This is a genomic window from Streptococcus sp. 2106 (genome assembly GCF_013277315.1).
GTDB classification, from domain to species: Bacteria; Bacillota; Bacilli; order Lactobacillales; family Streptococcaceae; genus Streptococcus; species Streptococcus pseudopneumoniae.
The window spans coordinates 1-16,994 of sequence record NZ_VMMS01000013.1 but is presented as its reverse complement, the minus strand read 5'-3'; the positions used below and the strand labels follow the sequence as shown (position 1 = coordinate 16,994).

Here is a 16,994-nt window from a genome sequence, read left to right as displayed (position 1 = left end):
TTAGAAATCGATTTGACTGTCTTGATTGATTTGTCCTGTTCTTATTTCATTTCACTATGAAAACGTTTAAAATATTTTCAACAACCTATCGAAATCATCGTAAACGCTTCGGATTACGAATGAATTTGATTGCTGGCATTATCAATCATGAACTAGGATTCTAGTTTTGCAGGAAGTCTAATAAAAGTAAAGGAGATTTAGTGCGAGTAAAAATTAATCTCAAATGCTCCTCTTGTGGCAGCATCAATTACCTAACCAGTAAAAATTCCAAAACCCATCCAGACAAGATTGAGGTTTTAAAGTATTGTCCCAAGGAAAGAAAAGTAACCCTACATCTTGAATCTAAGTAGATTTTATGGTAAAATAATAGGGATTGTAAGGAGTTTGATATGTATAACCTATTATTAACCATTTTATTAGTATTATCTGTTGTGATTGTGATTGCGATTTTCATGCAACCAACTAAAAACCAATCCAGCAATGTATTTGATGCCAGCTCAGGTGATTTGTTTGAACGCAGTAAAGCACGCGGTTTCGAAGCTGTGATGCAGCGTTTGACAGGGATTTTAGTCTTTTTCTGGCTAGCCATTGCCTTAGCATTGACGGTATTATCAAGTAGATAAGAAAATAATGGGCAGGACTAGGTCTTTGCCTCTTTTTGTTTTTATATTCTTCAAAAATCTCTTCAAACCACGTCAGCTTTCATCTGCAATCTCAAAACAGTATTTTGAGCTGACTTCGTCAGTTCTATTCACAACCTCAAAACGGTGTTTTGAGCAACCTGCGGCTAGCTTTTTAGTTTGCTCTTTGATTTTTATTGAGTATGAAAGGATGTTTGAGAAGGTTTTACAGTAAAAGAAAATTAAAAAATCTAGAAAAAAAATATGAAAGATAGAATAAAAGAATATTTACAAGATAAGGGAAAGGTAACTGTCAATGACTTGGCTCAGGCTTTGGAAAAAGACGGTTCCAAGGATTTTCGTGAGTTGATTAAAACCTTGTCCCTAATGGAAAGAAAGCACCAGATACGCTTTGAAGAAGATGGCAGTCTGACCTTGGAAGTCAAGAAAAAACATGAGATTACCCTCAAGGGGATTTTTCATGCCCATAAAAATGGCTTTGGCTTTGTTAGTCTGGAAGGCGAGGAGGACGACCTTTTTGTAGGAAAAAACGATGTCAACTATGCTATTGATGGTGATACCGTTGAGGTCGTGATCAAGAAAGTCGCTGACCGCAATAAGGGAACAGCAGCAGAAGCAAAAATTATTGATATCTTAGAACACAGCCTGACAACAGTTGTCGGACAAATCGTTCTAGATCAGGAAAAGCCTAAGTATGCTGGCTACATCCGTTCGAAAAATCAGAAAATCAGCCAACCCATCTATGTTAAGAAACCAGCCCTTAAACTGGAGGGAACAGAAGTTCTCAAGGTCTTTATCGATAAATACCCAAGCAAGAAACATGATTTCTTTGTCGCGAGTGTTCTCGATGTGGTGGGACACTCAACAGATGTCGGAATTGATGTTCTTGAGGTCTTGGAATCAATGGACATTGTATCCGAGTTTCCAGAAGCTGTTGTCAAGGAAGCAGAAAGTGTGCCTGATGCTCCGTCTAAAAAGGATACGGAAGGTCGTCTGGATCTAAGAGATGAGATTATCTTTACCATCGATGGTGCTGACGCCAAGGACTTGGACGATGCGGTGCATATCAAGCCTATGAAAAATGGCAATCTGGAACTCGGAGTTCATATCGCAGATGTTTCCTACTATGTAACTGAGGGCTCTGCCCTTGACAAGGAAGCACTTAACCGCGCGACTTCAGTCTATGTAACAGACCGAGTGGTTCCAATGCTTCCAGAGCGTTTGTCAAATGGGATCTGCTCTCTCAATCCCCAAGTTGACCGCCTGACCCAGTCTGCCATTATGGAGATTGATAAACATGGTCGTGTGGTCAACTATACCATTACACAAACGGTTATCAAGACAAGCTTCCGTATGACCTATAGTGATGTCAATGATATCCTAGCTGGCGACGAGGAAAAGCGACAAGAATATCAGAAAATTGTTCCTAGTATCGAACTTATGGCCAAGCTTCATGAAACTTTAGAAAACATGCGTGTGAAACGTGGTGCCCTTAATTTTGATACCAATGAAGCGAAGATTTTAGTGGATAAACAGGGTAAGCCTGTTGATATCGTTCTTCGTCAGCGTGGCATTGCCGAGCGGATGATTGAGTCTTTTATGTTGATGGCCAATGAAACAGTTGCCGAGCATTTCAGCAAGCTGGATTTGCCTTTCATCTATCGAATTCACGAGGAGCCAAAGGCTGAAAAAGTTCAGAAGTTTATTGATTATGCTTCGAGTTTTGGCTTGCGTATTTATGGGACTGCCAGTGAGATTAGCCAGGAGGCACTTCAAGACATCATGCGTACTGTTGAGGGAGAACCTTATGCAGATGTATTGTCCATGATGCTTCTTCGCTCTATGCAACAGGCTCGCTATTCGGAGCACAATCACGGCCACTATGGACTTGCTGCTGACTATTATACTCACTTTACTAGCCCGATTCGTCGTTATCCAGACCTTCTTGTTCACCGCATGATTCGGGATTACGGCCGTTCTAAGGAAATAGCAGAGCATTTTGAACAAGTAATTCCAGAGATTGCGACCCAGTCTTCCAACCGTGAACGTCGTGCTATCGAGGCTGAGCGTGAAGTCGAAGCCATGAAAAAGGCTGAGTATATGGAAGAATACGTGGGCGAAGAGTACGATGCGGTTGTGTCTAGCATCGTTAAATTCGGTCTCTTTGTCGAATTGCCAAATACGGTTGAAGGCTTGATTCACATCACTAATCTACCTGAATTTTATCATTTCAATGAACGTGATTTGACTCTTCGTGGAGAAAAATCAGGTATCACTTTCCGAGTGGGTCAGCAGATCCGTATCCGTGTTGAAAGAGCGGATAAAATGACTGGAGAGATTGATTTTTCATTCGTACCTAGTGAGTTTGATGTGATTGAAAAAGGCTTGAAACAGTCTAGTCGTAGTGGCATAGGGCGTGGTTCAAATCGTCGTTCGGATAAGAAGGAAGACAAGAGAAAATCAGGACGCTCAAATGATAAGTGTAAGCATTCACAAAAAGACAAGAAGAAAAAAGGAAAGAAACCTTTTTACAAGGAAGTAGCTAAGAAAGGAGCCAAGCATGGCAAAGGGCGAGGGAAAGGTCGTCGCACAAAATAAAAAGGCACGCCACGACTATACAATCGTAGATACGCTAGAGGCAGGGATGGTCCTGACTGGAACTGAAATCAAGAGTGTACGAGCTGCTCGAATTAATCTCAAGGATGGCTTTGCTCAAGTGAAAAATGGAGAAGTTTGGCTGAGCAATGTTCATATCGCGCCTTACGAAGAGGGCAATATCTGGAACCAAGAACCAGAACGTCGTCGTAAACTCCTGCTCCATAAAAAGCAAATCCAAAAGTTGGAACAAGAGACTAAAGGGACAGGAATGACCCTGGTTCCTCTTAAAGTCTATATCAAAGATGGTTATGCCAAGCTTCTTTTAGGTTTAGCTAAAGGGAAGCATGACTACGATAAGAGAGAGTCTATCAAACGTCGTGAGCAAAACCGCGACATCGCGCGCGTGATGAAAGCTGTTAATCAGCGATAAAAAGAGGAATTGAAAATGGAAAAATTAGTTGCCTATAAACGCATGCCTTTGTAGACTAAAGAAACCATGCCTGAAGCTGTTCAGCAAAAGCACAATACAAAAGTTGGGACTTGGGGAAAATTACTGTCTTGAAGGGAGCTCTCAAGTTTATTGAATTGACAGAAGAAGGGGAAGTTCTAGCTGAACACCTCTTTGAAGCAGGGGCAGATAATCCCATGGCACAACCACAAGTCTGGCACCGAGTGGAAGCTGCCACAGATGATGTGGAATGGTATTTGGAATTTTATTGTAAACCTGAGGATTATTTTCCTAAGAAATACAATACCAATCCGGTTCATTCAGAGGTCCTAGAGGCAATGCAGACAGTAAAACCCGGGAAGGCCTTGGATTTGGGCTGTGGTCAAGGTCGTAATGCACTCTTTCTAGCCCAGCAAGGTTTTGATGTGACAGCTGTGGATCAAAATGAATTGGCCCTTGAAATCTTACAAAGCATTGTGGAGCAGGAAGATTTGGACATGCCTGTTGGTCTCTACAATATCAATTCAGCCAGTATTGGGCAAGCGTATGATTTCATCGTATCGACAGTTGTTCTGATGTTTTTGCAAGCGGACCGTATTCCAGCTATTATTCAAAATATGCAGAAGCAAACTAGTGTTGGTGGCTATAATCTTATCGTCTGTGCCATGGACACGGAGGATTATCCTTGCTCAGTGAACTTCCCATTTACCTTTAAAGAAGGGGAATTGGCAGACTACTACAAGGATTGGGAGTTGGTCAAGTACAATGAAAATCCTGGTCATCTTCACCGTCGCGATGAGAATGGCAATCGTATTCAACTACGCTTTGCGACCATGCTAGCCAAGAAAATCAAATAAAAATGAATGAAGATTAGGAATTTTTCTGATCTTTTTTCTTTTTTACGAATAATATAGAAAAGGAGGGAAATCATGTTTGTTGCGAGAGATGCTAGGGGAGAGTTGGTAAATGTGTTAGAGGATAAGCTTGAGAAGCAAGCATACACCTGCCCAGCTTGTGGAGGTCAGCTCCGTTTGCGGCAAGGACCAAGTGTACGGACCCATTTTGCCCATAAATCCCTAAAAGACTGTGATTACTCCTTTGAAAATGAAAGCCCAGAACACTTGGAAAATAAGGAAGTCCTTTATCACTGGTTGAAAAAAGAGGCAGAGGTGCAATTAGAATACCCGCTTCCAGAGCTTAAACAGATTGCGGATGTATTTGTAAATGGCAATCTAGCCCTAGAAGTTCAGTGTAGTCCCTTGCCACAAAAACTTCTTAAAGAGCGCAGTGTGGGCTATCGTAGTCAGGGTTACCAAGTACTGTGGCTGCTGGGGGAAAAACTGTGGCTCAAGGAGCGTTTGACTCGTCTACAGCAAGGTTTTCTGTATTTCAGTCAAAACATGGGCTTTTATGTTTGGGAATTAGACAAGGAAAAACAAGTTTTAAGACTCAAATACCTGATTTACCAGGATCTCCGCGGTAAACTCCATTATCAAATCAAGGAATTTTCCTATGGTCAAGGTAGTTTATTGGAAATATTGCGTCTTCCCTATAAGAGACAAAAAATATCTCATTTTACAGTTTCTGAGGACAAGGACATCTGTCGCTATATCCGGCAACAACTTTATTATCAAAATCTCTTTTGGATGAAAGAACAAGCAGAAGCCTATCAAAAGGGAGAAAATATCCTGACTTATGGACTGAAAGAATGGTATCCACAAATTCGACCAATAGTGGGCAAATTTTTCCAGATTGAACAAGACTTGACTAGCTATTATCAGCACTTTTATACCTATTACCAAAAAAATCCTCAAAATGATTGGCAAAAGCTTTATCCACCAGCCTTTTATCAGCAATATTTCTTGAAAAATATGGTAGAATAGAAAGGATGGAGGAATCTAATGGTATTACAAAGAAATGAAATAAATGAAAAAGATACATGGGATCTATCAACGATCTACCCAACTGACCAGGCTTGGGAAGAAGCCTTAAAAGATTTAACAGAACAATTGGAGACAGTAGCCCAGTATGAAGGCCATCTCTTGGATAGTGCGGATAACCTACTAGAAATCACTGAATTTTCTCTTGAAATGGAACGCCAGATAGAGAAGCTTTACGTTTATGCTCATATGAAGAATGACCAGGATACACGTGAAGCTAAGTATCAAGAGTACTATGCCAAGGTCATGACACTCTACAGCCAGTTAGACCAAGCCTTTTCATTCTATGAGCCTGAATTTATGGAGATTAGCGAAAAGCAGTATGCTGACTTTTTAGAAGCTCAACCAAAGCTGCAGGTTTATCAACACTATTTTGACAAGCTCTTGCAAGGCAAGGATCACGTTCTCTCACAACGTGAAGAAGAATTATTGGCTGGAGCTGGAGAAATCTTTGGCTCAGCAAGTGAAACCTTCGCTATCTTGGACAATGCGGATATTGTGTTCCCTTATGTCCTAGACGATGATGGTAAAGAAGTTCAGCTATCTCATGGGACTTACACACGTTTGATGGAGTCTAAAAAACGTGAGGTTCGCCGTGGTGCCTATCAAGCTCTTTATGCGACTTACGAACAATTCCAACACACCTATGCCAAAACTTTGCAAACCAATGTTAAGGTGCAAAATTACCGTGCTAAAGTTCGTAACTACAAGAGTGCTCGTCATGCAGCCCTCGCAGCGAATTTTGTTCCAGAAAGTGTTTATGACAATTTGGTAGCAGCAGTTCGCAAGCATTTGCCACTCTTACATCGCTATCTTGAGCTTCGTTCAAAAATCTTGGGGATTTCAGATCTCAAGATGTACGATGTCTACACACCGCTTTCATCTGTTGAATACAGTTTTACCTACCAAGAAGCCTTGAAAAAAGCAGAAGATGCTTTGGCAGTCTTGGGTGAGGATTACTTGAGCCGTGTTAAACGTGCCTTCAGCGAGCGTTGGATTGATGTTTACGAAAATCAAGGCAAGCGTTCAGGTGCCTACTCTGGTGGTTCTTACGATACCAATGCCTTTATGCTTCTCAACTGGCAGGACAATCTGGACAATCTCTTTACTCTTGTTCATGAAACAGGTCACAGTATGCATTCAAGCTATACTCGTGAAACTCAGCCTTATGTTTACGGAGATTACTCTATCTTTTTGGCTGAGATTGCCTCAACTACCAATGAAAATATCTTGACGGAGAAATTATTGGAAGAAGTGGAAGACGACGCAACACGCTTTGCTATTCTCAATAACTTCCTAGATGGTTTCCGTGGAACAGTTTTCCGCCAAACTCAATTTGCTGAGTTTGAACACGCCATTCACCAAGCAGATCAAAATGGGGAGGTCTTGACAAGCGATTTCCTAAATAAACTCTACGCAGACTTGAACCAAGAGTATTATGGTTTGAGTAAGGAAGACAATCCTGAAATTCAATACGAGTGGGCTCGCATTCCACACTTCTACTATAACTACTATGTATATCAATATTCAACTGGCTTTGCGGCCGCCTCAGCCTTGGCTGAAAAAATTGTCCATGGTAGTCAAGAAGACCGTGACCGCTATATCGACTACCTCAAGGCAGGTAAGTCGGACTATCCACTTAATGTCATGAGAAAAGCTGGTGTTGATATGGAGAAGGAAGACTACCTCAACGATGCCTTTGCAGTCTTTGAACGCCGTTTAAATGAGTTTGAAGCCCTTGTTGAAAAATTAGGATTGGCATAAAATGGTTGAATCGTATAGTAAGAATGCTAACCATAACATGCGTCGTCCTGTCGTCAAAGAAGAAATTGTAGACTTGATGCGTCAGCGTCAAAAGCAGGTCACAGGTTTCTTGAAAGAATTGGAAGACTTTGCCCGCAAGGAAAATATTCCTATTATTCCCCATGAAACGGTTGCTTATTTCCGTTTTCTTATGGAAACCATGCAGCCTAAAAATATTCTGGAAATTGGGACAGCTATCGGTTTTTCAGCTCTCTTGATGGCTGAACATGCGCCAAATGCTAAGATTACAACTATTGATCGTAATCCAGAAATGATTGGTTTTGCCAAGGAAAATTTTGCCCAGTTTGACAGTCGCAAGCAAATCACTCTCCTAGAGGGAGATGCGGTGGATGTCTTATCTACACTGACAGAGTCTTATGATTTCGTATTTATGGATTCTGCCAAGTCTAAATACATCGTCTTTCTGCCAGAAATCCTCAAACATTTGGAAGTTGGTGGTGTGGTTGTCTTGGATGATATTTTTCAAGGTGGTGATGTTGCCAAGGATATTATGGAAGTCCGTCGTGGTCAGCGAACCATTTATCGAGGCCTTCAAAAATTATTTGATGCAACCTTAGACAATCCAGAACTCACCGCAACATTAGTGCCTTTAGGAGATGGTATTCTCATGCTTCGTAAAAATGTAGCAGATGTTCAACTGTCTGAAAGCGAATGATTTTCAGAAAAATTTAAGAAAAAATAGTAAAATAGATAGAGTAACACTTATCTCAAAGGAGTAGACATGAAGAAAAAATTATTGGCAGGTGCCATCACACTATTATCAGTAGCAACTTTAGCAGCTTGTTCGAAAGGGTCAGAAGGAGCAGACCTTATCAGCATGAAAGGGGATGTCATCACAGAACATCAATTTTATGAGCAAGTGAAAAACAACCCTTCAGCCCAACAAGTCTTGTTAAATATGACCATCCAAAAAGTTTTTGAAAAACAATATGGCTCAGAGCTTGATGATAAAGAGGTTGATGATACTATTGCCGAAGAAAAAAAACAATATGGCGAAAACTACCAACGTGTCTTGTCACAAGCAGGTATGACTCTTGAAACACGTAAAGCTCAAATTCGTACAAGTAAATTAGTTGAGTTGGCAGTTAAGAAGGTAGCAGAAGCTGAATTGACAGATGAAGCCTATAAGAAAGCCTTTGATGAGTACACTCCAGATGTAACGGCTCAAATCATCCGTCTTAATAATGAAGATAAGGCCAAAGAAGTTCTCGAAAAAGCCAAGGCAGAAGGTGCTGATTTTGCTCAATTAGCCAAAGATAATTCAACTGATGAAAAAACAAAAGAAAATGGTGGAGAAATTACCTTTGATTCTGCTTCAACAGAAGTACCTGAGCAAGTCAAAAAAGCCGCTTTCGCTTTAGATGTGGATGGTGTTTCTGATGTGATTACAGCAACTGGCACACAAGCCTACAGTAGCCAATATTACATTGTAAAACTCACTAAGAAAACAGAAAAATCATCTAATATTGATGACTACAAAGAAAAATTAAAAACTGTTATCTTGACTCAAAAACAAAATGATTCAACATTTGTTCAAAGCATTATCGGAAAAGAATTGCAAGCAGCCAATATCAAGGTTAAGGACCAAGCCTTCCAAAATATCTTTACCCAATATATCGGTGGTGGAGATTCAAGCTCAAGCAGTAGTACATCAAACGAATAGTCCAAATCAATGAGTCAGGGAAAAAACTCGACTTCAGGAAAAAATGAAGCAAACATTCCCACAATAAAACGCATAGTACAAGGTTTGTACTGCCCCCCAAAAAAGTTAGACAATTAATTTATCCGAAGGATTTAGTTCTGTATTGCACAGAGCTAAGTCCTTTTAGTTTTATCTTAATTCTCTTATTGTTGTAATAATCAATATAGTCTATAATGGCTTGTTCCAATTGATTAAGTGATTTAAATGTTTGCTCATAGCCATAAAACATTTCGGATTTTAAAATGCCAAAGAAAGATTCCATCCTACCGTTGTCTTGGCTGTTTCCTTTGCGTGACATAGATGCTTGAATTCCCTTACTCTCTAGGAAGCGATGATAAGAATCGTGTTGGTATTGCCAGCCTTGGTCACTATGGAGAATCGTATTCTCGTAGTGCTTCTCTTTGAATGCCTGTTCCAACATTAACAATCAATCAATTTAATCATGTACCTAAGATTAGAATTGTTTATCCCAAATTTATTTGAAAGCTTCTCTAAGCTATATCCTTGTTTTCTAAGTTCATAGATCTGAACTTTATCATCATAAGTTAATTTCATAATAAAAACACCCCAAAAGTTAGATTTTTTCTGTCTAACTTTTGGGGTGTAGTTCATGTACACCTGATATGATGCGTTTTATAATTTTAAAGACTTTTTGACCAGCCTCATTTTTTAACTTGATACTCAGTGAAAAGCAAAGATTAAACTAGGAAGCTAGCTGTAGGCTGCTCAAAGAACAGCTTTGAGGTTGCAGATAAAACTTGTGAGGTAACCAACATATATAATGTGAAGCTGACGTGGTTTGAATAGATTTTAGGAGGGTATGAGTCTGGAAGTTTTAATGGATAATGCAAGATTCCATAGAATGGGTAAGCTAGAGTTCTTATGTGAAGAGTTTGGGCATAAACTTTTACCTTTTCCTCCCTACTCATCTTAGTATAGAAAAGTGAATCTGAAATAGTACATAACTGCTTCTAAAACATTCTTATAAATTGATTTAAATTCTCAAATCATATTATTCAGTTCTTATTTCATTTTGCTCTACACTCCTGTTGAGAAGACACGTGTTCATATCAAAAAGGTATTGGCAAGTTGCAATACCTTTTTACAAGGTTCTTTTGTCTTATTTTTGTTTCAACTGACTATATCTCCTATGGTTCTAGTTCAGAAGGCTAGGATATAATTATGATTGATAAGAAGTATCATTCCAAGTATTGAGAGTGAATGTTTCAAAATCATGGGTTTCTATAATGGTCAGGCTGGCATTTGCTAGACCGCCATCTTTACGAAGAAGTGGTTCTTTATAGCCTAGGAGAGTACGAAGACTGGCAGTAAGATTGGCGCCGTGTCCGACAATTAGAATACGCTCAGCTGGACTATCTTTTAATGATTTGATAAATTGGATGGTCCGCTGAGTTGTACTATAGAGGGATTCGGCTCCGAACATTCGAGTGTCAAATTGAGCAAGATTTGAACGAAAAGCCTGGATTTGTTGCGGGTAAATAGCTTCCAGGGTTGCAATTTTCAAACCTTCTAACTTCCCAAGTTGCCATTCACGGAGATTAGGAACGATTTCTAAAGAACAGGGGGTATGGAGTTGACTTTGGATAATCTCAGCAGATTTGACCGCTCGAGGTAAATCACTTGAATAAATCTGATCAAAAGGAATTTCCTTGAGATACTGGCCAAGTCGTTTTAGGGTTTCAATGGATTCAGGAAGAAGAGGAGAATCACCGCTAGCACCTTGAAAACGACCTTCTTGGTTCCAGAGGGTACGACCGTGGCGGACAAAGTAGAGTTTCATTACTTGATGTCCTCCAAAATATCTACAAAATCTGCCTTTACAAAGCTAGCCAAGTCTTGTGGCGCGACGATAATGCTGTGTCCGACTTCGCCTGCAGAGACAATCATTCGATCCAAATCTAGAGCAATTTTATCGATAAAAATGGGATAATTGTGTTTCTGACGAATTCCGACAGGATTATTGGCTCCATGAATGTAACCAGTTGTTTTTTCTAAGTCCTTTTGTGGAATCATGCTCACTTTTTTATTGCCAGAAATTTTAGCTAGTTTCTTTTCAGACAAGTGCTGAGTGATAGGGACAATTCCGATAATCGGTCCGGTCTTGTCTCCCAAAAGCGCCAAGGTTTTGAAAATCTGATCTCGTTCATAAGCTTGAGGAAGCTCTCCTTTCAGGGCATTGATTTGAATCCCCTGATGTGGGATACCTGCTTTAGATAGGATTTGTTCCACCAATGTTTTTTTGATTTTAACTTTTTTTGCCATTATTTATATTTATCCTCCAATTGACTCATCCAAATACCAAGCCAGATTCCCAGCGCAAAGAAGAAGGCGATGATGACATAACCGACAAGTGAAAGTCCTGTGTATTGGATACTTTCAGCGTTTCCTGCATTTGGAATCAAGATCAAAAGGGTACTTGATAGGACAATACCGATGATGAAATGATAGACGCGTGAGTGGTAGTTGTTTAAGGCATAATCCATCAATTTTGAAAAAACGATGAGAGTGGCACCTGCCCCGATTCCAATCGGGAAGAAGGTTCCCAAAAGGTCAAAGGTTTTAAAACCAGTCAACATCGGAGCATAGAGACCCAAAATCAAAAGTAGATTTGATGGACTGAGGCCAGGAACTAAGACGCCAAGAGCCAGCAGTGCACCTGCTAAAACAAAATTAAGAAAGCTAGCACTTAAGGTTCCAACGACAAAATTTAAGGCATAGAGTCCTAATCCAGAAATAATAAAGGTTGTCCAGAACCAAGCCAAATCAATCTTGTCTCGATCAGATTCTCGAGTTGATTCTTTGAGGAGGCTAGGAACTGTACCAATGATGGCACCCGCAAAGCTCCATAAGACAAAGACCTGATAATTTTCAAGCAGGTATTCAATCGGATAAGAAAATAGGCCAATTCCCAGAAGCATGCCGATGGCAACTGGAATAAAGTACAAAACATTTTCTTTAAAGTCTTTAAAAGGATGGGCCAGAAAGCCAATCATTCGTTCGTAAATGCCTAAGATTGCTGCTAGAACCCCTCCGGAAATTCCCGGTAGGATAAATCCAAGAGCAATCACAATCCCTTTAATAAGGCGCGCTAACCATGAGAGCATATATTTCCTCCAACTATTTCTATTTCAAAAAATCCTTACTATATTGTATCACAATCAAACACAAAAAGAAAAAGCAAATGCTAAACAAATGCTTTTAAGGTTTTAAAAAGATTTTTCTAAAGGTTTCTTCTTTGTTTTTTAAGGGAGAGATGACGTTGATATCCAAATCGTGGTCAAAGCCGGCAATTTTTCCTTTAGATGTGTATTGGTGAATATCATAATCTAAATCAGTTTTAGGACTGCTCTCCAAAAATCCTGAGTTAGAGCCGTAGGACGGAATCCAAACAGAGGTAAACTTGCCTGTATCAATACTATGTTCTTCCATGAAGTAGGCACCAACGTAGATGCCGATGTTTTTAGCACCTAGTGATGCTAGTTTTGCTCGAAAGGCTTCAACACCCTCGTTCATATTGGACATGGTTTTGTCTTCTACGTCTAGCCAATAGTAACTAGGGCTGTAAGGAGAGGCAGCATTGTAGAAAACTTCAGCTGCTTTTTCCATTTCTTGGACACTTTTTCCAGCTACATAAGCGTAGACCCCAACGGGGACATTCCGCTTTTGAAGTTCAGTGATATGACTCTTATAGGCCTTGTCTATTCCATTGATAAAGGAAGCATCATTTTCTTTTGTCGTTTGAGCACCGCTGTGAACACGAACAATAGCGCCTGAAATATTTTGTGAGAGGGCGTCATAGTTGATTTCCTCAGGACGCTGCCAGCCAGAGAGGTCAATAATCGGTTTGTCTAAATGTTTCAAAGCCTGTGCTTCAATCTGCGCTATGTTGGATTTTGTTTTAAAGGATTGGTTGTCATTAAGTGGGCGATTGATGATTAAAATGAAAATTATGATCCCAAAAAAACCAAATAAAATAAGTGGATGAATTTGTTTTCTCATATCTTATAATTTTACCCTAAAAATCAAAAAAAATCAAAAAAATGGGTTAAGGAAAGGACTTTGGAGCATTTTTTCATTCAAGGGCGCGGAATGATTTGAAATATGGTATAATAAAAGGGAATTTCTAGAGAAAAGAGAAGATTATGTCAAATTTTGCCATTATTTTAGCAGCGGGTAAAGGGACTCGCATGAAATCTGATTTGCCAAAAGTGTTGCACAAGGTTGCGGGTATTTCAATGCTGGAACATGTTTTCCGTAGTGTGGGAGCTATCCAACCTGAAAAGACAGTAACAGTTGTCGGACACAAGGCAGAATTGGTTGAGGAGGTCTTGGCTGGACAGACAGAATTTGTGACTCAATCTGAACAGTTGGGTACTGGGCATGCGGTTATGATGACAGAGCCTATCTTGGAAGGTTTGTCAGGTCATACCTTGGTTATTGCAGGAGATACTCCTTTAATCACAGGTGAAAGCTTGAAAAACTTGATTGATTTCCACATCAATCATAAAAATGTGGCCACTATCTTGACTGCTGAAACGGATAATCCTTTTGGCTATGGACGAATTGTACGTAATGACAATGCTGAGGTTCTTCGTATTGTTGAGCAAAAGGATGCCACAGATTTTGAAAAACAAATCAAGGAAATCAACACTGGAACTTACGTTTTTGATAACGAGCGTTTGTTTGAGGCTTTGAAAAATATCAATACCAACAATGCTCAAGGTGAATACTATATTACAGATGTCATTGGCATTTTCCGTGAAGCTGGTGAAAAAGTTGGTGCTTATACCTTGAAAGATTTTGATGAAAGTCTTGGTGTAAATGACCGTGTAGCTCTTGCGACAGCTGAGTCAGTTATGCGTCGTCGCATCAATCATCAGCACATGGTCAATGGGGTTAGCTTTGTCAATCCAGAAGCAACTTATATTGATATTGATGTTGAGATTGCGCCTGAAGTTCAAATCGAAGCCAATGTTACCTTGAAGGGGCAAACGAAAATTGGTGCTGAGACTGTTTTGACAAATGGAACGTATGTAGTGGATAGCACTATTGGAGCAGGAGCTGTTATTACCAACTCTATGATTGAGGAAAGCAGTGTTGCAGACGGCGTGACTGTCGGACCTTATGCCCACATTCGTCCAGGTTCAAGTATCGCTAGCCAAGCACATATTGGAAATTTTGTTGAGGTTAAAGGGTCTTCAATCGGCGAGAATACCAAGGCTGGTCATTTGACTTATATCGGAAACTGTGAAGTGGGTAGTCATGTTAATTTCGGAGCAGGAACCATTACAGTCAATTATGACGGCAAAAACAAATACAAGACAGTCATTGGAAACAATGTCTTTGTTGGTTCAAATTCAACCATTATTGCCCCAGTTGAGTTGGGTGACAATTCTCTTGTTGGAGCTGGTTCAACTATTACTAAAGACGTGCCGGCGGATGCTATTGCTATTGGTCGTGGTCGTCAGGTCAATAAAGACGAATATGCAACACGCCTTCCTCACCATCCTAAGAATCAGTAGGAGCCTATCATGGAATTTGAAGAAAAAACACTTAGCAGAAAAGAAATCTATCAAGGACCAATATTTAAACTAGTCCAAGATCAGGTTGAATTACCAGAAGGTAAAGGAACTGCCCAGCGGGATTTGATTTTCCACAATGGAGCTGTCTGTGTTTTAGCAGTAACCGATGAGCAGAAACTCATCTTGGTCAAGCAGTACCGCAAGGCCATCGAGGCTGTCTCTTACGAAATTCCAGCCGGAAAATTAGAAGTAGGAGAAAATACAGACCCTATAGCAGCAGCCCTGCGTGAATTAGAGGAAGAAACAGCCTATACAGGGAAGTTAGAACTTTTATATGATTTTTATTCAGCCATTGGCTTTTGTAATGAAAAGTTAAAACTATACCTAGCGAGTGACTTGACAAAGGTTGAAAATCCGCGTCCTCAGGATGAAGATGAAACCTTGGAAGTCCTTGAAGTGAGCTTAGAAGAAGCCAAGGAATTAATCCAATCAGGTCATATCTGTGATGCCAAGACAATTATGGCTGTTCAATATTGGGAATTGCACAAAAAATAGAGGAGGTCAGTATGGGTAAACCTTTATTAACGGATGAAATGATTGAAAGAGCTAATAGAGGCGAAAAAATTTCAGGTCCTCCTTTGCTAGATGATAATGAGGAGACTAAGATTTTACCAACCTCTTCTTCCCGTTTTGGTTATGCCAATCCTAAGGATCATGGCTTTAGTCAGGAAACCTTGAAGATTCAGGTCGAACCGTCTATTCATAAAAGCCGTCGCATTGAAAATACCAAGAGAAATGTCTTCAATTCTAAGTTGAATAAGATTTTATTCGCAGTCATCTTTCTCTTGATTTTGCTTGTCTTAGCAATGAAACTTTTGTAATAGAAAAGGAATTGAAATGAAAATAGGAATTATTGCGGCAATGCCAGAAGAACTGGCTTATTTGGTCCAGCATTTAGAAAATGCCCAAGAGCAAGTTGTCTTAGGAAATACCTATCATACAGGCACCATTGCCTCGCATGAAGTCGTTCTTGTAGAAAGTGGAATTGGTAAGGTCATGTCTGCTATGAGTGTGGCGATTTTGGCTGATCATTTCCAGGTGGATGCTCTTATCAATACAGGTTCAGCTGGGGCAGTAGCAGAAGGTATCGCTGTTGGGGATGTTGTGATTGCTGACAAATTAGTCTATCATGATGTGGATGTCACAGCTTTTGGCTATGCTTATGGACAAATGGCGCAACAACCGCTTTATTTCGAATCAGATAAAACCTTTGTTGCCAAAATCCAAGAGAGTTTATCTCAATTGGACCAGAACTGGCATCTTGGTTTGATTGCTACAGGAGATAGTTTTGTTGCAGGAAATGACAAGATAGAAGCGATTAAGTCCCATTTCCCAGATGTTTTGGCTGTTGAGATGGAGGGGGCAGCTATTGCTCAGGCAGCGCATGCTCTTAATCTTCCAGTTTTAGTCATCCGAGCTATGAGTGACAATGCCAACCATGAAGCAAACATCTCTTTTGATGAGTTTATTATTGAAGCTGGACGTCGCTCTGCTCAAGTCTTATTAGCCTTTTTGAAGGCTTTAGATTAAGCGGAAATTTGACAGTTTTTCTAGCTTATGATAAGATTTAAGTAAAGAAAAGCTAGAAAACGTTTCAGAGGATATTATGAGTATTGAAATGACCGTCAGTGAGATTGCAGAGGTCTTAGGATTATCTCGCCAAGCAATCAATAACCGTGTCAAAGAATTACCAGAAGAAGACACAGATAAAAATGACAAAGGGGTAACAGTCGTTACCAGAAGTGGCTTGATTAAGCTAGAAGAAATCTATAAAAAAACGATTTTTGAAGATGAGCCTGTCAGTGAAGATGTCAAGCAACGTGAACTGATGGAGATTCTGGTTGATGAGAAGAATGCAGAAATTCTTCGTCTTTATGAACAATTAAAAGCCAAGGATCGTCAGTTATCAGAAAAAGACGAGCAGATGCGTATCAAAGACCGTCAGATTGCTGAGAAAGACAAACAACTGGATCAGCAACAACAATTGACTCTTCAAGCTATGAAGGATCAAGAAAATCTTAAGCTAGAGCTGGACCAAGCAAAAGAAGAAGTCCAATCCACTAAGAAAGGCTTTTTTGCTCGTTTATTTGGAGGATAATCAAGGAGCTGTTTAGGTTACATGCTAACCTGATGGCTTCTTTTGTTTGTGAATAGTATAGTTGCTCAAGTAATACTCAATGAAAATCAAAGAGCAAACTAGGAAGCGAGCCGCAGGCTGCTCAAAGCACTGCTTTGAGG

General features: G+C 40.0%; 17 protein-coding genes and 4 pseudogenes. 16 read left to right on the top strand and 5 right to left on the bottom strand.

The genetic code is table 11. The annotated features are described in order from the left end of the window. Positions 1–56 precede the first annotated feature (56 nt). The 10 genes and pseudogenes from HT723_RS01610 to prsA form a co-directional block, all read left to right on the top strand. Positions 57–164: pseudogene (locus HT723_RS01610) on the top strand (IS5/IS1182 family transposase); the annotation flags it as partial. 36 nt (positions 165–200) lie between these two features. Further along, a complete protein-coding gene (gene rpmG, locus HT723_RS01605; RefSeq protein ID WP_001809104.1) occupies positions 201–350 on the top strand; it encodes a 50S ribosomal protein L33 in 150 nt (49 codons plus the stop codon). A gap of 39 nt (positions 351–389) precedes the next feature. Next, positions 390–623, top strand: coding sequence for a preprotein translocase subunit SecG (gene secG / locus HT723_RS01600; RefSeq protein ID WP_000282517.1), 234 nt, complete (start codon positions 390–392; stop codon positions 621–623). A gap of 261 nt (positions 624–884) precedes the next feature. Beyond that, the gene (gene rnr / locus HT723_RS01595; protein ID WP_172934499.1) at positions 885–3,239 is read left to right on the top strand and encodes a ribonuclease R; all 2,355 of its coding nucleotides are present in this window, start codon (positions 885–887) and stop codon (positions 3,237–3,239) included. Continuing rightward, positions 3,202–3,669 carry an SsrA-binding protein SmpB gene (gene smpB, locus HT723_RS01590; RefSeq protein WP_001051750.1) on the top strand — a complete coding sequence of 156 codons (468 nt, stop codon included), beginning with the start codon at positions 3,202–3,204 and terminating at the stop codon, positions 3,667–3,669. The genes rnr and smpB overlap by 38 nt, the downstream gene beginning before the upstream one ends. Before the next feature lie 66 nt (positions 3,670–3,735). Further along, positions 3,736–4,544 (top strand): annotated as a pseudogene (tehB, locus tag HT723_RS01585) (SAM-dependent methyltransferase TehB). A 72-nt stretch (positions 4,545–4,616) separates the two neighbouring features. Beyond that, the gene (gene coiA, locus HT723_RS01580) at positions 4,617–5,570 is read left to right on the top strand and encodes a competence protein CoiA (protein WP_172934498.1); all 954 of its coding nucleotides are present in this window, start codon (positions 4,617–4,619) and stop codon (positions 5,568–5,570) included. 18 nt (positions 5,571–5,588) lie between these two features. Next, on the top strand, positions 5,589–7,391 hold the full coding sequence (gene pepF, locus HT723_RS01575; RefSeq protein ID WP_000244128.1) for an oligoendopeptidase F: 1,803 nt from the start codon (positions 5,589–5,591) through the stop codon (positions 7,389–7,391). 1 nt (position 7,392) lies between these two features. Beyond that, positions 7,393–8,106 (top strand): O-methyltransferase, encoded by a 714-nt coding sequence (locus HT723_RS01570; RefSeq protein WP_000230399.1) that lies wholly within the window; start codon positions 7,393–7,395, stop codon positions 8,104–8,106. A 66-nt stretch (positions 8,107–8,172) separates the two neighbouring features. Further along, positions 8,173–9,114, top strand: coding sequence for a peptidylprolyl isomerase PrsA (gene prsA, locus HT723_RS01565; protein WP_000727935.1), 942 nt, complete (start codon positions 8,173–8,175; stop codon positions 9,112–9,114). A 118-nt stretch (positions 9,115–9,232) separates the two neighbouring features. On the opposite strand, the pseudogene HT723_RS01560 reads toward prsA, so the two are convergent. Further along, a pseudogene (locus tag HT723_RS01560) lies at positions 9,233–9,574 on the bottom strand (IS3 family transposase); the annotation flags it as partial. Between the two features lie 411 nt (positions 9,575–9,985). On the opposite strand from HT723_RS01560, the pseudogene HT723_RS01555 reads away from it, so the two are divergent. After that, positions 9,986–10,081, top strand: a pseudogene (locus HT723_RS01555) (IS630 family transposase); the annotation flags it as partial. Positions 10,082–10,333: 252 nt separating this feature from the next. Here HT723_RS01555 and HT723_RS01550 read toward each other — a convergent pair. From HT723_RS01550 to HT723_RS01535, 4 genes are all read right to left on the bottom strand, one after another. Next, the gene (locus tag HT723_RS01550) at positions 10,334–10,954 is read right to left on the bottom strand and encodes a histidine phosphatase family protein (RefSeq protein ID WP_000780813.1); all 621 of its coding nucleotides are present in this window, start codon (positions 10,952–10,954) and stop codon (positions 10,334–10,336) included. Next, the gene (locus tag HT723_RS01545) at positions 10,954–11,436 is read right to left on the bottom strand and encodes an aminoacyl-tRNA deacylase (RefSeq protein ID WP_172934497.1); all 483 of its coding nucleotides are present in this window, start codon (positions 11,434–11,436) and stop codon (positions 10,954–10,956) included. The genes HT723_RS01550 and HT723_RS01545 overlap by 1 nt, the downstream gene beginning before the upstream one ends. After that, positions 11,436–12,278: a DUF368 domain-containing protein gene (locus HT723_RS01540; RefSeq protein ID WP_023938142.1), complete on the bottom strand. Its 843-nt coding sequence runs from the start codon at positions 12,276–12,278 to the stop codon at positions 11,436–11,438. The genes HT723_RS01545 and HT723_RS01540 overlap by 1 nt, the downstream gene beginning before the upstream one ends. Before the next feature lie 94 nt (positions 12,279–12,372). Further along, positions 12,373–13,173, bottom strand: coding sequence for a glycoside hydrolase family 25 protein (locus HT723_RS01535; protein ID WP_172934496.1), 801 nt, complete (start codon positions 13,171–13,173; stop codon positions 12,373–12,375). 143 nt (positions 13,174–13,316) lie between these two features. Here HT723_RS01535 and glmU point away from each other — a divergent pair, with 143 nt between their 5' ends. The 5 genes from glmU (at position 13,317) to rocS (ending at position 16,854) form a co-directional block, all read left to right on the top strand. After that, positions 13,317–14,696, top strand: coding sequence for a bifunctional UDP-N-acetylglucosamine diphosphorylase/glucosamine-1-phosphate N-acetyltransferase GlmU (gene glmU, locus HT723_RS01530; protein ID WP_172934495.1), 1,380 nt, complete (start codon positions 13,317–13,319; stop codon positions 14,694–14,696). Between the two features lie 9 nt (positions 14,697–14,705). Then, on the top strand, positions 14,706–15,251 hold the full coding sequence (locus tag HT723_RS01525; RefSeq protein WP_050252879.1) for an NUDIX hydrolase: 546 nt from the start codon (positions 14,706–14,708) through the stop codon (positions 15,249–15,251). An 11-nt stretch (positions 15,252–15,262) separates the two neighbouring features. Further along, positions 15,263–15,577 (top strand): cell wall synthase accessory phosphoprotein MacP, encoded by a 315-nt coding sequence (macP, locus tag HT723_RS01520; protein ID WP_000517865.1) that lies wholly within the window; start codon positions 15,263–15,265, stop codon positions 15,575–15,577. A gap of 16 nt (positions 15,578–15,593) precedes the next feature. Next, the gene (locus tag HT723_RS01515; RefSeq protein ID WP_172934494.1) at positions 15,594–16,286 is read left to right on the top strand and encodes a 5'-methylthioadenosine/adenosylhomocysteine nucleosidase; all 693 of its coding nucleotides are present in this window, start codon (positions 15,594–15,596) and stop codon (positions 16,284–16,286) included. 76 nt (positions 16,287–16,362) lie between these two features. Continuing rightward, a complete protein-coding gene (rocS, locus tag HT723_RS01510; protein WP_000021242.1) occupies positions 16,363–16,854 on the top strand; it encodes a chromosome segregation protein RocS in 492 nt (163 codons plus the stop codon). The last annotated feature ends 140 nt before the right edge of the window (positions 16,855–16,994 follow it).

Coding starts and splice junctions, on each gene's coding strand:
- smpB (WP_001051750.1), top strand. CDS start 3,202: ATGGCAAAGGGCGAGGGAAAGGTCGTCGCACAAAATAAAAAGGCACGC.
- HT723_RS01515 (WP_172934494.1), top strand. CDS start 15,594: ATGAAAATAGGAATTATTGCGGCAATGCCAGAAGAACTGGCTTATTTG.
- pepF (WP_000244128.1), top strand. CDS start 5,589: ATGGTATTACAAAGAAATGAAATAAATGAAAAAGATACATGGGATCTA.
- prsA (WP_000727935.1), top strand. CDS start 8,173: ATGAAGAAAAAATTATTGGCAGGTGCCATCACACTATTATCAGTAGCA.
- HT723_RS01525 (WP_050252879.1), top strand. CDS start 14,706: ATGGAATTTGAAGAAAAAACACTTAGCAGAAAAGAAATCTATCAAGGA.
- HT723_RS01535 (WP_172934496.1), bottom strand. CDS start 13,173: ATGAGAAAACAAATTCATCCACTTATTTTATTTGGTTTTTTTGGGATC.
- rnr (WP_172934499.1), top strand. CDS start 885: ATGAAAGATAGAATAAAAGAATATTTACAAGATAAGGGAAAGGTAACT.
- HT723_RS01570 (WP_000230399.1), top strand. CDS start 7,393: ATGGTTGAATCGTATAGTAAGAATGCTAACCATAACATGCGTCGTCCT.
- secG (WP_000282517.1), top strand. CDS start 390: ATGTATAACCTATTATTAACCATTTTATTAGTATTATCTGTTGTGATT.
- HT723_RS01540 (WP_023938142.1), bottom strand. CDS start 12,278: ATGCTCTCATGGTTAGCGCGCCTTATTAAAGGGATTGTGATTGCTCTT.
- rocS (WP_000021242.1), top strand. CDS start 16,363: ATGAGTATTGAAATGACCGTCAGTGAGATTGCAGAGGTCTTAGGATTA.
- HT723_RS01550 (WP_000780813.1), bottom strand. CDS start 10,954: ATGAAACTCTACTTTGTCCGCCACGGTCGTACCCTCTGGAACCAAGAA.
- coiA (WP_172934498.1), top strand. CDS start 4,617: ATGTTTGTTGCGAGAGATGCTAGGGGAGAGTTGGTAAATGTGTTAGAG.
- macP (WP_000517865.1), top strand. CDS start 15,263: ATGGGTAAACCTTTATTAACGGATGAAATGATTGAAAGAGCTAATAGA.
- glmU (WP_172934495.1), top strand. CDS start 13,317: ATGTCAAATTTTGCCATTATTTTAGCAGCGGGTAAAGGGACTCGCATG.
- HT723_RS01545 (WP_172934497.1), bottom strand. CDS start 11,436: ATGGCAAAAAAAGTTAAAATCAAAAAAACATTGGTGGAACAAATCCTA.